The following is a 14,039-nucleotide window of genomic DNA, read 5'->3' on the forward strand; positions in this document are numbered from 1 at the left end:
GCAGCCAGCGAATCATGAGCTCAGCCGATGGTGTTCGGCGTGGCCGCGTCCAGCTGGGCGTAGCCGCGCCGGACCGCGTGCTCGGCCTCGCGCAGCCCGGCCTCGCCCCAGCGGGCGAGCGAGCTGCTCGCGGCCACCTTGACCACGTCGCCGCTGTCGCCGTGCGCCTCGCGGATCAGCCAGTCCAGGGCGGCCAGCTCGTCGCGGGCGATGGTGAGGAACTCGGCGTCGACGGGTTCGCCGTGGCCCGGCACCACCACCGTGTCCGGCCCGACCGTCCGGGACAGCGCCAGCAGCGTCTCCGGCCAGTCCAGCGGGTACGAGTCGGCGAACCCCGGCGGGGCGCCCTCCTCGACCAGGTCCCCGGCGACGAGCACGTCGTCGACGCGCACCACCAGGTCCCCGGCGGTGTGGCCGCGGCCGTGCCAGGACAGGCGCACCAGCCGCCCGCCGATGTCGATCAGGTCCTCGCGCTCCACCGCGCTGTCCGGCACGCGCAGCGTCACCCGGCCCAGATCGCGGGCGATCCGCTCGTCGTCGGCCAGCAGCTCCTGCTCCCAGGAACGCTGCCAGTCGCGGCCGTGCTCGCGCAGCTCGCGGATGCACTCGCGGTGTCCCCAGATCGGAGTGGCGGGCCCGGCCAGTGTGCTGTTGCCGAAGCAGTGGTCGAAGTGGAAGTGCGTGTTGACGATGCCCAGCGGCTTGGTGGTGATCCGGAGCACCGCCTCCTGCAGCTCACGGGCCTGCGACTCGGTGGACAGCGTGTCCACCAGCAGCGCACCGGTCTCGCCCGTGATCAGCGTGCAGTTCACCCGCAGGTACGGGTACACCAGCACGAACACCCCGTCGGCGATCTCGGTGAACTCGGTCATGACGTCGTCGCCTTCTCCACGAAGCGGTGCCGGTCCACCAGGACCCGCTCCACCCGACCCTCCGCCGCCACGGTCTCGCCGTCGCGCACGGTCACCTCGAAGGTGAGCTTGCGGCCGTCGACCTTCGTCAGCAGCGCCTCCGCCACCACGGTACGGCCTACCGGCGTCGCCGACCGGTGATCCAGCTCGACACGCGTCCCGACCGTGGTCTGCCCGGACTCCAGCACCCGCGCGGTCGTCGCGACCGTGGCCGCCTCCGCCAGCGCGACCACCCGCGGCGTGCCCAGCACCGGGACGTCGCCCGAGCCCAGCGCCTGCGCCGTGTCCGCGTCACTCACCGTCAACTGCACCTTCGCCGTCAGGCCTGCCGTGAGCTGCTGCATGCGCCACAGCCTAGGCGCTCGCCGGGCCGCCCGCACGCTCCCCGCACCGCCGTCGCCGCCCACCGGACCGCCCGTCGCGGCGGTGAGCAGCCCGCGCGCCGAGGTGGCCGGGCGGCGATGTCATCCGGGCGGGGCGGCGGAATCCGCGGTCGCGCGGCACAGTGGCGGTACACATTGGAGGTGCCCGTGCTGGTCGACTTCGACGGGGAGCGCCTGGCGCTTCGGCTGGCGGCCGGACCGGGCCGGCCGCCTCGACGCGCTGCTCACCGGATACCTGCGGCTGTTTCTTGGCGGCCGCTACGACCGCTACCGGCGGCAGTACTCCGACGTGCACGAGCGCAACGTGTTGTTCGAGGTGCGCCCGGCCCGCGCCAGGGGTGTGCCGGTGCTCGCCCGGGACCTGGCCGGGCGGGTCCGCCTGGTGCGGGTCGGCCTGCAGCCGATCGACCTGCGCTGAGCGCCTCAGGCCGCGGCGACCCAGTAGAGCTGCTTGTGCCCGCGTGCCTCCATCTCGGCGGCCAGCGCCTCGGCCTCCTCGCGGGTGCCGCACCGGCGCACCTCGTACCGGTTGCCGTTGTCGTCCTGCCGCCACACGATCCAGCGGTGCGGGGCGCTCCCAGCGGTCATGTGTTTCCTCCGTCGCCGTTCCCGAACCGTCATTCTCCGTGGTACAGCCGATCGAGGCCGACGAGTTCCACGCCGGGGTCCTCGGCGGCCAGCCGGCGCAGCGCCGGAGTGAACCCGGCGCGGCTGAACAGCAGCAGGCGGACCGGCTCGGGCGTGACATTGCCCGGAAGCAGGTCGCGTACATGGCGCAGGCGGTGCAGTTCGGTCTCGCCGACCGGTTTGGCGGTGGCCTTCACCTCGCCGATCGCGAGCACCCGGCGTGGCTCGAGGGGCTCCTCCCGCATCGCGACGACGTCGACCTCGTGGCCCTGGCCGTGCTCGCGGCAGGCGACGACGGCGGAACGGACCTGGTTGGGCCAGCCGCCGACGGTCTGCTCGGCGGCGTGGGCCTGGGTCCACTCCCGGGCGAGCTGCTCCAGGTGCGGACCATAGATCTTGGAACTGACCGTGTCGGCCTTGCTCTGCCAGACGCGTTCGCCCTGGCGCAGGGCGAACGCCGCATCGTTGCCGACGATGACCAGCTGGTGGAAGCGGATCAGCGGCTCCGCGATGCGGTAGGAGGGACGCTGCTGGCGAAACGCGTCGTCGGCCCGGTCGATCAGCCGTACGCTCTCCAGCACTGCCAGCGGATGGCCGAGCGCGGTGTCCGGTCGGCCGAGGGCGTTGGCGATCTCCGACCGGCGGTGCGCACCCCGGCTGATCGCAGCGAGCACGGAGAAGTAGAGCGCGGGGTCGGCGATCTCGGTCTGCTGGCGCAGCAGCACATCGCCCTCGTGGAACATGACCGATGCCGGGTTGAGCAGCCGGTCGACGACCCAGCCGTCGAACTCGGCGAGGGTGTGCGGTGCGGTCTCCGACATGGCCGGGTAGGCCGGGGTGCCGCCGACCAGCGCGTTGATCCGGAAGGCCAGCTCCGGGTCGCGCGCCCCCCAGAAGGTGGCGGCGTCGCGGTAGCCGAGCGGATGCACCAGCAGCTCCAGCGAAGCCCGGCCGCGCAGCGGTGCGGTGCCGCCCAGCACGTTGCGCATGGTGGTCATGGCGCTGCCGCACAGGATGAGGCGGGCCTGGCTGCTGCCACCACGGTGATGCGGCTCCAAGGCGATCTGCAGGTGCGAGGCGATGCCGTCGACGCTGTCCAGCAGGTAGGAGAACTCGTCGAGCACCACCGTGACGGGTGCGCGCTCACCGAGGCGCAGCAGGCCGTCGATCGCATCCGGCCAGCCGGCGAACTGGGCCGGCGACTGACCGGTGAACTGGTGGTAGGCGGTGCTCAGGGCGGCGAGGTTCTGGTCGGCCGCCTGCTGCGCGGCGGTGAACATGAAACCGCCGGTGGCGCGGGCCAGCTGCGACAGCAGGAACGTCTTCCCCTGCCGCCGCCTGCCGTAGACCAGCCCCAGGGCCGCTGCCTGCCTTTGCTGGCTGACGAACCCGCTGAGCGCGTTCCACTCGTGGACACGGTCGAAGAGCTCCCCGGGTTTGGGCACGGCGGGCGTCACTGGCATGGCAGAAGTATAACTGGATTTATAATAAGTCGAGTTATACCATGGCGGCGCGGGCCGCGCGGGCGCGCTTGGTCAGCTCGTCTGCCCAGGTGAACGCCTCGGCCAGGGGCCGGTGTACCGCCGCGGCCGGGGTCGACCCGGCCACGTCGACGTAGATCGTGGCCAGGCCGAGGCGGCGCTGCCAGGGGCCCTCGGTGACCCGCACGCTCTGGATCCGGGCGTACGGCACGACGGTCAGCTGCCGGGTGAGCAGGCCGTCCACGGTGGCGAACGCGTGCTCGGTCAGCCCGGCGGCCAGCACCCGGCGGCGCAGCGGGGCCAGCCAGCGGGCCCGGTGCGGCACCGGCGACAGGGGCAGCGTGCTGATGTCGAGACCGGGCAGGGCCAGCGGCACGATCGCCCGGGCGGTGTCGACGGTCGCCACCGGCAGCAGCCGGTCGGTCTCGGCCCGGCTCTGCTGGCCGTCGGCGCCCACCGAGCTCTGCCCGGCCACCGCGAGGGTGACCCGCAGCCAGCCCTTGCCCCGCCAGAGCAGCGGCCAGGTCACCGTCAGCGACTGGATGCGCCGCGGCCCGACCACCTGGCTGCGCGTCTCCAGCAGCCCGTGCCGGATGCGCAGGCGCTCGGCGGGGGCCCGCCCGATCCGGAAGTTCCAGAAGTTGAGGATGCGCATCACGGGCGCGCCGATGGTGCCCGCGACCGCGGTGACCATGCTGGCGACCGCGAAGACGCCGAAGTCGCTGTTGAAGAGCAACTGGCCCACGATGTAGAGGACGGCCAGCGGGGTGAACATGACCGGCGGGGTCAGGAACTGGCTGACCACCACGTCGTTGTTGTCGACCCGGTAGAGGTCGGGCTCCTCGGGCTGGTCCACCGCCGGTGTGGTCGGCTCCGGCGGGGCCGTCCCGACCGGCGGCACCGGGGTGCGGGTGGCCAGCGCCAGCAGGCGGGCGCGCAGCGCATCGGCCTCGGCCAGGGGCAGGAACGCCAGCGGGGCCTCGGCCTTGCCCGCGCCGGCCACGTCCAGCTTCAGCTCGGCTAGCCCGGCGGGCCGGGCCAGCACCGGCTGCACCACCTCGATGGCCTGGAGCCGCTCCAGCGGCACCGCGCGGGTGCGCCGGAACAGCACGCCCTCGTGGATGCGCAGCTCCCGGCCGATCACCTCGTAGCCGCTGAAGCGCCAGGCGACGGCGGAGTAGAGCAGCACCAGCGCCAGCAGGCCGAGCAGGACCAGGGCGTACTTGTCGGGGCCGAGGTTCTGCACGCCGCGCCAGGACACGGCGACGATGACCAGGGTGAGCGTGCGCACGCTCTTGAGCACCGGGCTGAGCGGATGCAGCCGCTGCCGGGCGATCACCTGCGCCGGGTGCGGCTGCCCCGGCCCGGCGGCCAGCTGCGGGGCGAGAGCGTCAGGCCGGCCGGCGGGGTTCGGCTGCTCCGGCGGCGACGGTGGCGGCGTGGTGGTGGTGGGCAGCGGGTGCTCCGGAGGGGTGGCGGGTGCGGTCACAGGCCCTCACCGGCGTCCTCGCCGAGCGCCGCGAGCCGGTCGCGCAGGCGGGCGGCCTCGGCGGGGTCCAGGCCCGGGATGGTCGCGTCGGACGCCGCGGCGGCCGTGTGCAGCTGCACCGTGGCCAGGCCGAAGCCGCGCTCCAGCGGGCCGGCGACGACGTCGACGTACTGCATGCGGGCGTACGGCACGATCGACAGGTGCCGGACCATGCGGCCGTGCCGGACCAGCAGGTCGCGCTCGCGTTCGGCGTAGCCGTAGGAGCGGGCGGCGCGCACCGCCACCACGCCCCGCACGACGGTGAGGGCCAGCACCGCGACAGCCGCGAACAGGGCCCAGCCGGAGCCGGTGAAGAACCAGATCACGGCGCAGACGGCGAGCATCAGCGCGGTGCTGATGGCGACCCGGGTGAGTTCCAGCGCCACCAGCCGCGGCGAGACGGGCCGCCACGCCAGCTCGCCCGGCCACGGGTCGAGGGCGCTGCGCGCCGCGGTGGGCAGGGGTGCTTCCAGGCGCGGGTCGGTCACGTTTCGACGATAGACGATCAGGCCAGGGGCAGCGTCTCGCGCAGGAAGCCCCGCGCGGACAGGAAGTCGGCCAGGGTCTGCCGGTGCTCGTCGCAGGCGAGCCAGCTCTTGCGCCGCTGCGCATCGTGCAGCTTCGGGTTGTTCCAGCGCAGCTCCCACGTGGCCGCGGCGCGGCAGCCCTTGCGCGAGCAGATCAGGGGAGCCTCGGCCTCGAACACGTCGTGGAGCCTACCCGCGCGACAGAAAAGCCCGAGCTCGGCTCGGGCTGCGTGATCGCGTGTCAAGTGGTGCGGAGACGTTTGGCGTGCCGGGCGGCCACGGGGGAAGCCGCCCGGCAACGCACGAATATTAACCACGCGCCGGGCGCGGAGGGAAGACCGCCGGGGCATCCGTTCGGATGAAATCAAACGTCGTGTCAAACAGGCTGGAACGACCGAGGGTTTCGCCGGAATAACGGCACTTTGCCGCATAAGTCGGCTGTTCATGCGAGGCTGGGGCAGATCAGCAACCCGCCGGTAACGAGGAGCCGTGGTGCAGCCCATCACCTACGACAATGCCGCCGGTCCCGGGCCGACCGGCACCGCCGATGCCGGCCCCGCCACGGTCGCCACCCCCGCGCAGGACGCCACGCTGCTGGAACGCGCCCTGTTCGAGGTCAAGAAGGTGATCGTCGGTCAGGATCGGCTGATCGAGCGCATGTTCGTGGCCCTGCTGGCACGCGGGCACTGCCTGCTGGAGGGCGTGCCCGGGGTGGCCAAGACGCTGGCGGTGGAGACGCTGGCCACGGTGGTGGGCGGCTCGTTCGCCCGGGTGCAGTTCACGCCGGACCTGGTGCCCGCGGACATCGTCGGCACGCGCATCTACCGCACCGGCAGCGAGCGGTTCGACGTCGAGCTCGGCCCGGTGTTCGTCAACTTCCTGCTCGCCGACGAGATCAACCGGGCGCCGGCCAAGGTGCAGTCGGCGCTGCTGGAGGTCATGGCCGAGCGGCACGTGTCGCTGGGCGGGGTGACCCACACCGTGCCGGATCCGTTCCTGGTCATGGCCACCCAGAACCCGATCGAGCAGGAGGGCGTGTACCCGCTGCCCGAGGCGCAGCGGGACCGCTTCCTGCTGAAGGTGCTGGTGGGCTACCCGACCGACGTCGAGGAACGGGAGATCGTCTACCGGATGGGCGTCGCGCCCCCGCGCGCGGTGCCGGTGCTCACCACCGAGGCCCTGATCGGCCTGCAGGAGCGCGCCGACCAGGTGTTCGTCCACAACGCTCTGATCGACTACTCGGTGCGGCTGGTGCTGGCCACCCGCGCCCCGGCCGACCACGGGCTGCCCGACATCGCCCGGCTCATCCAGTACGGCGCGAGCCCGCGCGCCTCGCTGGGCCTGGTGCGGGCCACCCGGGCGCTGTCCCTGCTGCGCGGGCGCGACTACGCGCTGCCGCAGGACGTGCTCGACATCGCCCCGGACATCCTGCGCCACCGGCTGGTGCTCAGCTACGACGCGCTGGCCGACGAGATCCCCGCCGACTACGTCGTGGGCCGGGTGCTGGCCGCGGTGCCGCTGCCGTCGGTCGCCCCGCGGCAGCAGGCGACGTGAGCGTGGCCGTGGCCGCCCCGGAACGAGCCGGTGGCGAGGCGGCGCTGCGGCGGCTGCAGCTGCTGGTCAACCGGCGGCTGGACGGGCTGCTGCAGGGCGACTACCTGGGCCTGCTGCCCGGACCGGGCAGCGAGGCGGGGGAGTCGCGGGAATACCGGGCGGGCGACGACGTACGCCGGATGGACTGGCCGGTCACGGCCCGCACCACGGTGCCGCACGTGCGGCTGACCGTGGCCGACCGGGAGCTGGAGACCTGGCTGGCCGTGGACCTGTCGCCGAGCCTCGACTTCGGCACCGCCCGGATGCTCAAGCGCGATCTGGTGCTGGCGGCGACCGCGGCGATGACCCACCTGACCGTGCGCGGCGGCAACCGCGTCGGCGCGGTGATCAACGCCGGTGGTCCCGAGCTGGTCCGCCGGCCGGCCCGGCCCGGCCGCCGGGAGGCGCAGGGGCTGCTGCGCACGGTCGCCAGGCTGATCGAGGAGGGCGGCGCGGCGCGTGGGGAGTCGCCTGGCACGCCGCCAGAGCGGCGCGCCGGGACGAGCCAGGTTCCGGCGCGCCCCGCGGACACCCTCGCGCCGCTGATCGAGGCGCTGAACAGCCCGCCGCGGCGGCGCGGGCTGGCCGTGGTGATCTCGGACTTCCTCGACCCGCCCGAGCGCTGGGCCTGGCAGCTGCGCAAGCTCGCCACCCGGCACGAGGTGCTCGCCGTCGAGGTGCTGGACCCGTGCGAGCTGGAACTGCCCGCGGCGGGTGTGCTCGAACTGCGCGACCCGGAGACCGGCGCGCGGCACGAGGTGCAGACCGGCGACCGGGACCTGCGCCGCCGCTACGCCCAGGCCGCCCAGCGGCAGCGCGAGCTGATCGCCGACGCGGTGCGCACCGCCGGGGCGCGCCAGGTGCGGCTGCGCACCGACTCCGACTGGCTGCTCGACCTGGTGCGGTTCGTGGCCGCGCAACGTCACCGCCGTACCCGCGGGGGGAGCCGATGATCCGTTTCCTGGATCCGATGTGGCTGCTGGCGCTGATCCCGGTGCTCGCGCTGGCCGGCGCGTACGCCGCCCGGCATCTGCTGCGGCGCTTCCGCCGCGACACGGCGCTGCCGTTCAGCAACCTGGAGCTGCTGCGCTCGCTGGTGCCCCGCGGGCTGGGCTGGCGGCGCCACGTGGCCGCCGGGCTCTTCCTGGCCGGGCTGTTCTCGCTGGTGACGGCGCTGGCCAGGCCGTCGATGGAGGTCGACGAGCCGCTGGAGCGGGCGACCATCATCCTGGCCATCGACGTGTCCCTGTCGATGCAGGCCGACGACGTGGAGCCGACCCGGATGGAGGCGGCGCAGCAGGCCGCCAAGCAGTTCGTGCAGGAGCTGCCCGCCTCGTACAACCTGGGCTTGGTGTCCTTCGCCAAATCGGCGAACGTGCTGGTCTCGCCGGGCAAGGACCGCGCGGCGGTGAACGACGCGATCGACGCCCTGGAGCTGGCCGAGGCCACCGCCACCGGCGAGGCGGTGTTCACCTCGCTGGACGCGATCAAGGCGGTGCCCGGCGCCGGGGCCGAAGGGCCGCCGCCCGCCCGGATCGTGCTGCTGTCCGACGGCTACCGCACCTACGGCCGGGCCATCGAGGACGCGGCGGCCGCGGCGGTCGAGGCGAACGTGCCGGTGACCACGATCGCCTTCGGCACCGACGCGGGCATGGTCGACATCGCCGGGCAGCTGCAGCGGGTGCCGGTGGACCGGCAGGCCCTCGCCGAGCTGGCCGAGACGACGGGCGGCTTCTTCTACGAGGCGGCGTCGGCGGCCGAGCTGACCCAGGTCTACCAGGACATGGGCTCGTCGATCGGGCACAAGCGGGTGCCCAGGGAGGTCTCGCAGTGGTTCGCCGGCGCGGCCCTGCTGCTGGGCCTCGGCGCGGGCGTGCTCAGCCTGCTGTGGACGTCACGCCTGCCCTGACGGGGCGGCGGTGTTCGCCTGCTCTGCACCCGTCCGCGCAACCATCGAGGTGTTGCGCGGGCGGGTGCAGAGCAGAAGCTGTCGGTACGGCACGCCGGCGGCGTCGCGGGCGTGCGCTGCCGGTGGCGCTCAGCGGCTGACCAGCAGGAAGATGGCTCCTACCCAGGCCGCGGCGAGAGTGAAGCCCAGCGGGGCGAGGTAACGGCTCATGACCTACTCCGGTGACTGTGTTGTGCAGGCAACTACAGGGACACTCGGGTGTGAGTCATGACCAGGTCAGCGCACGGACCTCCCAGCCGGTGGAAGACGCACCGGCTCGGTTTCGACGGGAGGACGCGCGGGGATGCGAGAAAGTCAGGCGCAGGATCGGCGCACTGCGGCTCGCAGGACCCGGCCATGACTCGGAGGATCGCTATCTCGCATAGCGATCACCTCCTTAGGCCGAAATCCAGCTCGCAAACGTCGTGATCATACCGTATGGGCGATCGTGATCCGCATCAGCCGTACCGGCAGGGTTTCCGTGTCCACCCGGACGGGGCCGTTTGGCGGAATCGCACAAAGATTATAGTCGGATTTAGTCACGCCCCCGTACCCGCCGCCTTCCGGGCAGCGCCCTAGGCTCAGGCGGAACAACCTGATCGCGAAGGAGTAACCGTGTCTCGCACCGTCCTGGTCACCGGCGGCAACAGAGGTATCGGCCTGGCGATCGCGCAGGCGTTCGCCAAGCAGGGCGACCGTGTGGCGATCACCCACCGGGGCACCTTCGACCCGGCCGTCGCGCCGGAGATCCTGGGCGTCACCTGTGACGTCACCGACCCGGCGGCGGTCGACGCGGCGTTCACCACCGTCGAGAACGAGCTGGGCCCGGTCGAGGTGCTCGTCGCCAACGCCGGCATCACCGACGACACGCTGCTGATGCGCATGTCGGAGGAGCAGTTCGGCCGGGTGCTCGACACCAACCTGAGCGGCGCCTGGCGCTGTGCCCGCCGCGCCTCCACCAAGATGGTCCGGGGACGCTGGGGCCGCATGATCTTCATCTCCTCGGTGGTCGGCCTGTACGGCGGCGCCGGGCAGGTCAACTACGCGGCGAGCAAGGCCGGTCTGGTGGGCATGGCCCGCTCCATCACCCGCGAGCTGGGCACCCGCAACATCACCGCGAACGTGGTGGCCCCCGGCTTCATCGAGACCGACATGACCGACAAGCTCACCGACGAGCGCAAGGCCGAGATCCGCAAGGCCATCCCGGCCGGCCGGATCGCCGCGGTCGACGAGATCGCGGGCGTGGTCACCTGGCTCGCCGGCGACACCGCGGGCTACATCTCCGGCGCGGTCATCCCGGTCGACGGCGGCCTCGGCATGGGCCACTGACGGTCCTCACCACCGTGCTCAACAAGATTTCGAATGAGGAGTAGACGTGCTGCTCGAAGGTAAGCGCATCCTGGTCACCGGCGTGATCACGGAGCAGTCGATCGCGTTCAACGTCGCGAAGATCGCTCAGGAGCAGGGCGCGACCGTGGTGCTGACCGGATACGGCCGGCTGTCCCTGGTCGAGCGGATCGCCAAGCGGCTGCCCGTCACCGCGCCCGTGATCGAGCTGGACGCGACGAACCCGGAGCAGCTGGCGGCCCTGGCCGACAACGTGCGCGGGTACGTCGACGGCCTCGACGGCGTGGTGCACTCGATCGGCTTCGCGCCGGCCACCGCGCTGGGCGGCACGTTCCTGCAGACCACCTGGGAGGACGTGGCCACTGCGGTGCACGTGTCCACGTACTCGTACAAGGCGCTGGCGATGGCCACCCTGCCGCTGATGCCCCACGGCGGCTCGATCGTCGGCCTGACCTTCGACGCCACCGTGGCCTGGCCGGTGTACGACTGGATGGGCGTGGCCAAGGCCGGCCTGGAGTCCGCCTCCCGCTACCTCGCCAACTACCTCGGTGACCAGGGCATCCGCAGCAACCTGGTGTCGGCCGGGCCGCTGCGCACGATGGCCGCCAAGTCGATCCCGGGCTTCGAGAAGTTCGAGGAGTCCTGGACCGAGCGCGCCCCGCTGGGCTGGAACCTCACCGACACCGTGCCCACCGCCAAGGCCGTCTGCGCCCTGCTCTCGGACTGGTTCCCAGCCACCACCGGCGAGATCATCCACGTCGACGGCGGCTACCACGCCCTCGGCGCGTAACCCTCCCCGGGCGCACACCCCCCGGCCGCAACTCTTAAAGAGTCGCGGCCTCCACACACCATCCAGGCCGCAACTCTCTGAGAGTTGCGGCCTGGATGGTGTGTGGGGGTGTGACATGGGTGGGACGGCGGGTGGGTGATGTGTGGGCGGTCCGGGTGGGGTTCTAGCCTTTTACGCATGTACGACGCCTTCCTGCTGTTGTCGTTCGGCGGTCCGGAGCACCCGGACGAGGTGCTGCCCTTCCTGCACAACGTGACGCGGGGCCGCGGCGTGCCCCCCGAACGGCTGGCCGAGGTGGCCGAGCACTACCTGCGCTTCGGCGGGGTGTCGCCGATCAACGAGCAGTGCCGGGAGCTGGTCGCCGCGATCCGGGCCGACTTCGCGGCCAACGCGCTGGACCTGCCGGTCTACTGGGGCAACCGGAACTGGCGGCCGATGCTGGCCGACACCCTGGCCCAGATGCGCGACCACGGCATCGAGCGCGCGGTGGCGCTGGCGACCAGCGCCTACGGGTCGTACTCGTCGTGCCGGCAGTACCTGCAGGACATCGCGTCGGCGCGGGCCGCGGTCGGGCCGCGCGCCCCGGTCGTGGACAAGCTGCGGCACTTCCACGACCACCCGGGATTCGTCGAGCCGTTCGCCGACGCGGTGGCCGCGGCACTGTCGACGCTGGACGTGTCGCAGCACGAGAACACCCGGCTGGTGTTCACCGCGCACTCCATCCCGGTGTCCATGGCGGAGTCCAGCGGCCCGGCCGGCGGACGCTACGAGGCGCAGTTGCGCGAGACCGGCCGGCTGGTCGCCGAGCGGGGCGCGCCGGGCCTGGCGTGGGACCTGGTGTGGCAGAGCCGCTCGGGCGCGCCGCACGTCCCGTGGCTGGAGCCGGACGTCAACGACCACCTCGAGGTGCTGGCCAAGGAGGGGGTGACCCAGGTGGTGGTGAGCCCGATCGGGTTCGTCTCCGACCACCTGGAGGTGCTGTGGGACCTCGACGAGGAGGCCGCGGCGACGGCCCGGCGGCTGGGCCTCGGCTTCGCCCGCGCGGGCACGCCGGGGGCCGATCCGCGCTTCGTGGCGATGGTGCGCGACCTCGTGCTGGAGCGCACGGCACCGGGCGGCCGGGAGCGGACCGCGCTCGGTAGGCTCGAGCACTGGGATGTCTGTGCGAGCAACTGCTGCCCGCCGCCGGTGCGCAGCAACAGAGAGGGAACCCGATGACCGACCGCAAGCCGATCGCCGCCTGGTTGACCGACATGGACGGCGTACTGGTCCACGAGGGTGAGCCGGTGCCGGGCGCGCCGGAGTTCATCGGCCGGCTGCGGGCTGCGGGCGTGCCGTTCCTGGTGCTCACCAACAACTCCATCTACACCCCGCGCGACCTGCACGCGCGCCTGACCCGGCTGGGCTTCGACCTGCCGGAGTCGGCGATCTGGACGTCGGCTCTGGCCACCGCGCAGTTCCTGGCCGACCAGCGGCCGGGCGGCACGGCGTACGTCATCGGCGAGGCGGGCCTGACCACGGCGCTGCACGCGGCGGGCTACATCATGACCGACTACGAGCCGGACTACGTGGTGCTGGGCGAGACCCGCAACTACAGCTTCGAGGCGATCACCACGGCGATCCGCCTGATCAACAAGGGTGCCCGCTTCATCTGCACCAATCCCGACGCGACCGGACCGTCCAACGAGGGCGCGCTGCCGGCCGCGGGCTCGGTCGCCGCGCTGATCACGAAGGCCACCGGCATCGAGCCGTACTTCGTGGGCAAGCCGAATCCGATGATGATGCGCTCGGCACTCAACAAGATCGGTGCGCACTCGGTGCAGGCCGCCATGATCGGCGACCGGATGGACACCGACGTGCTGTGCGGTCTGGAGGCCGGCCTGCACACCATCCTCGTGCTCACCGGCATCGCCACCAAGGCCGATATGGAGCGCTACCCCTACCGGCCGTCGCGGGTCGTCAACTCCGTGGCGGACCTGATCGACGAGGTGGAGCCGTTGAAGGAAGCGGCGGAGGCCACGACCGCCTGACCGGGCCGCGCGTCCCGGGTCCGCCCCTCAGCCCTCGAACGGGGCGTTGCAGGCGGCCATCAGGGCGGCCCGGCAGGCGCCGGCGAGCGGGCGCAGCGCTTCGTCGCGCTGCTGGGCCTCGAAGCTGTTCAGCGCCCCGCCCGGGGCGGCCTGGCCGGCCAGGGTCAGCACCCGGTCCAGCACGCATGCGCGGGCGTAGAGCCGCCTGGCGCGCGGGTCGTAGCCCGGGGGCAGGTCGGTCTCGGCGTCGGGCTTGCGCAGCGCCTGCAGCGCCCCGGCCAGCTCCGGGCGCCACTGCGCCACGTCCAGGCGGACCAGCCGGGTGGTGGTCTCGGTCAGCGCGAGGCTGAGCGCGCCGTCGGCCTCGCGCACGCCCGGCAGCTGCGCGCTCGGGGCCTCGGGCAGCTCGAACGCCCGCCACAGCACGGTGGTGAAGGTGACGCCCGAACCGGACGTGTGCTGCCGGGTCTCGGGCACCAACCCGAGCCGGCTGGCGATGACGCCCTCCCCGCTGACCAGCGCGTGGCTCGTGAACGGGCCGGGGCCGGGCAGCCCGCGCGGGTCGCCGGGCACCGGGAGCACCAGCCGGATCTCGTCGGGGTGCAGCTTGGCCAGCGCGGGCAGCGCCTCACGCAGCTCGACCTCCTCGCGCCACTGGCCGGGCAGGTCGCGCACGTGCTGCTCCTCCTCGGCGGTCAGGTCGTCGAGGATCTCGTCGAAGGACACCAGTCCGGCGCGCCAGGCCCGGGTCCACGCGACGAAGCGGGCGGACCGGCGCGTGGTCAGGGTCACCTGCGCTGCGGGGGACATGCCGACCAGGGTACGTGCTGTTCCTGGGGTTTGTCCCGGACCGGCGCGTCATTGAGCGCGGAAC

The 14,039-nt window shown here is 72.6% G+C and carries 16 protein-coding genes; 8 read left to right on the top strand and 8 right to left on the bottom strand.

What is annotated here, in order from left to right; all coding sequences use genetic code 11:
• Nucleotides 1-20 precede the first annotated feature (20 nt).
• Together HAV39_RS21800 and HAV39_RS21805 are read right to left on the bottom strand one after the other, a co-directional pair.
• Nucleotides 21-872: an MBL fold metallo-hydrolase gene (locus HAV39_RS21800; RefSeq protein ID WP_191841016.1), complete on the bottom strand. Its 852-nt coding sequence runs from the start codon at nt 870-872 to the stop codon at nt 21-23.
• Nucleotides 869-1,255, bottom strand: coding sequence for a thioesterase family protein (locus HAV39_RS21805; protein WP_120315939.1), 387 nt, complete (start codon nt 1,253-1,255; stop codon nt 869-871). The genes HAV39_RS21800 and HAV39_RS21805 overlap by 4 nt, the downstream gene beginning before the upstream one ends.
• Here HAV39_RS21805 and HAV39_RS21810 point away from each other — a divergent pair.
• Nucleotides 1,254-1,712 (top strand): hypothetical protein, encoded by a 459-nt coding sequence (locus HAV39_RS21810; RefSeq protein ID WP_191841017.1) that lies wholly within the window; start codon nt 1,254-1,256, stop codon nt 1,710-1,712. The genes HAV39_RS21805 and HAV39_RS21810 overlap by 2 nt on opposite strands.
• Nucleotides 1,713-1,717: 5 nt before the next feature.
• Here the strand turns inward: HAV39_RS21810 and HAV39_RS21815 are convergent, their stop codons facing one another.
• From HAV39_RS21815 to HAV39_RS21835, 5 genes are read right to left on the bottom strand one after another with little or no spacing between them, the layout of a single operon-like run.
• Nucleotides 1,718-1,882: a hypothetical protein gene (locus tag HAV39_RS21815; protein ID WP_191841018.1), complete on the bottom strand. Its 165-nt coding sequence runs from the start codon at nt 1,880-1,882 to the stop codon at nt 1,718-1,720.
• Nucleotides 1,883-1,911: 29 nt separating this feature from the next.
• On the bottom strand, nt 1,912-3,384 hold the full coding sequence (locus HAV39_RS21820; protein ID WP_239120103.1) for an AAA family ATPase: 1,473 nt from the start codon (nt 3,382-3,384) through the stop codon (nt 1,912-1,914).
• Between the two features lie 34 nt (nt 3,385-3,418).
• A complete protein-coding gene (locus HAV39_RS21825) occupies nt 3,419-4,891 on the bottom strand; it encodes a PH domain-containing protein (RefSeq protein WP_239120101.1) in 1,473 nt (490 codons plus the stop codon).
• Nucleotides 4,888-5,418 (bottom strand): PH domain-containing protein, encoded by a 531-nt coding sequence (locus tag HAV39_RS21830; protein WP_239120099.1) that lies wholly within the window; start codon nt 5,416-5,418, stop codon nt 4,888-4,890. The genes HAV39_RS21825 and HAV39_RS21830 overlap by 4 nt, the downstream gene beginning before the upstream one ends.
• Nucleotides 5,419-5,435: 17 nt before the next feature.
• A complete protein-coding gene (locus HAV39_RS21835; RefSeq protein WP_191841019.1) occupies nt 5,436-5,636 on the bottom strand; it encodes a hypothetical protein in 201 nt (66 codons plus the stop codon).
• 310 nt (nt 5,637-5,946) lie between these two features.
• Between HAV39_RS21835 and HAV39_RS21840 the strand changes: the two genes are divergently transcribed.
• The 7 genes from HAV39_RS21840 (at nt 5,947) to HAV39_RS21870 (ending at nt 13,165) form a co-directional block, all read left to right on the top strand.
• Nucleotides 5,947-7,011, top strand: a complete 1,065-nt coding sequence (locus HAV39_RS21840; RefSeq protein WP_373311558.1) for an AAA family ATPase — start codon at nt 5,947-5,949, stop codon at nt 7,009-7,011.
• On the top strand, nt 7,008-8,003 hold the full coding sequence (locus tag HAV39_RS21845) for a DUF58 domain-containing protein (RefSeq protein ID WP_191841020.1): 996 nt from the start codon (nt 7,008-7,010) through the stop codon (nt 8,001-8,003). Before HAV39_RS21840 ends, HAV39_RS21845 begins: the two co-directional genes overlap by 4 nt.
• On the top strand, nt 8,000-8,959 hold the full coding sequence (locus tag HAV39_RS21850; RefSeq protein ID WP_191841021.1) for a VWA domain-containing protein: 960 nt from the start codon (nt 8,000-8,002) through the stop codon (nt 8,957-8,959). The genes HAV39_RS21845 and HAV39_RS21850 overlap by 4 nt, the downstream gene beginning before the upstream one ends.
• A 654-nt stretch (nt 8,960-9,613) precedes the next feature.
• Entirely contained in the window at nt 9,614-10,327 is a 714-nt protein-coding gene (gene fabG, locus HAV39_RS21855; protein WP_191841022.1) for a 3-oxoacyl-ACP reductase FabG, read from the top strand.
• Nucleotides 10,328-10,373: 46 nt separating this feature from the next.
• On the top strand, nt 10,374-11,135 hold the full coding sequence (gene fabI / locus HAV39_RS21860) for an enoyl-ACP reductase FabI (RefSeq protein WP_120315933.1): 762 nt from the start codon (nt 10,374-10,376) through the stop codon (nt 11,133-11,135).
• A 177-nt stretch (nt 11,136-11,312) separates the two neighbouring features.
• Entirely contained in the window at nt 11,313-12,353 is a 1,041-nt protein-coding gene (locus HAV39_RS21865; protein WP_191841023.1) for a ferrochelatase, read from the top strand.
• A complete protein-coding gene (locus HAV39_RS21870; RefSeq protein WP_191841024.1) occupies nt 12,350-13,165 on the top strand; it encodes an HAD-IIA family hydrolase in 816 nt (271 codons plus the stop codon). Before HAV39_RS21865 ends, HAV39_RS21870 begins: the two co-directional genes overlap by 4 nt.
• A 27-nt stretch (nt 13,166-13,192) precedes the next feature.
• On the opposite strand, the gene HAV39_RS21875 is transcribed toward HAV39_RS21870, so the two are convergent.
• Entirely contained in the window at nt 13,193-13,975 is a 783-nt protein-coding gene (locus HAV39_RS21875; protein WP_191841025.1) for a hypothetical protein, read from the bottom strand.
• Between the last annotated feature and the right edge of the window lie 64 nt (nt 13,976-14,039).

The organism is Catellatospora chokoriensis, from assembly GCF_011297315.1.
Classification (GTDB): Bacteria; Actinomycetota; Actinomycetes; order Mycobacteriales; family Micromonosporaceae; genus Catellatospora; species Catellatospora citrea.

Bases quoted from the DNA above. Each gene is read 5' to 3' on its own strand.
- HAV39_RS21800 (WP_191841016.1), bottom strand. From the start codon at position 872: ATGACCGAGTTCACCGAGATCGCCGACGGGGTGTTCGTGCTGGTGTAC.
- HAV39_RS21810 (WP_191841017.1), top strand. From the start codon at position 1,254: ATGCGCCACAGCCTAGGCGCTCGCCGGGCCGCCCGCACGCTCCCCGCA.
- HAV39_RS21805 (WP_120315939.1), bottom strand. From the start codon at position 1,255: ATGCAGCAGCTCACGGCAGGCCTGACGGCGAAGGTGCAGTTGACGGTG.
- HAV39_RS21815 (WP_191841018.1), bottom strand. From the start codon at position 1,882: ATGACCGCTGGGAGCGCCCCGCACCGCTGGATCGTGTGGCGGCAGGAC.
- HAV39_RS21820 (WP_239120103.1), bottom strand. From the start codon at position 3,384: ATGCCAGTGACGCCCGCCGTGCCCAAACCCGGGGAGCTCTTCGACCGT.
- HAV39_RS21850 (WP_191841021.1), top strand. From the start codon at position 8,000: ATGATCCGTTTCCTGGATCCGATGTGGCTGCTGGCGCTGATCCCGGTG.
- HAV39_RS21865 (WP_191841023.1), top strand. From the start codon at position 11,313: ATGTACGACGCCTTCCTGCTGTTGTCGTTCGGCGGTCCGGAGCACCCG.
- HAV39_RS21870 (WP_191841024.1), top strand. From the start codon at position 12,350: ATGACCGACCGCAAGCCGATCGCCGCCTGGTTGACCGACATGGACGGC.
- HAV39_RS21875 (WP_191841025.1), bottom strand. From the start codon at position 13,975: ATGTCCCCCGCAGCGCAGGTGACCCTGACCACGCGCCGGTCCGCCCGC.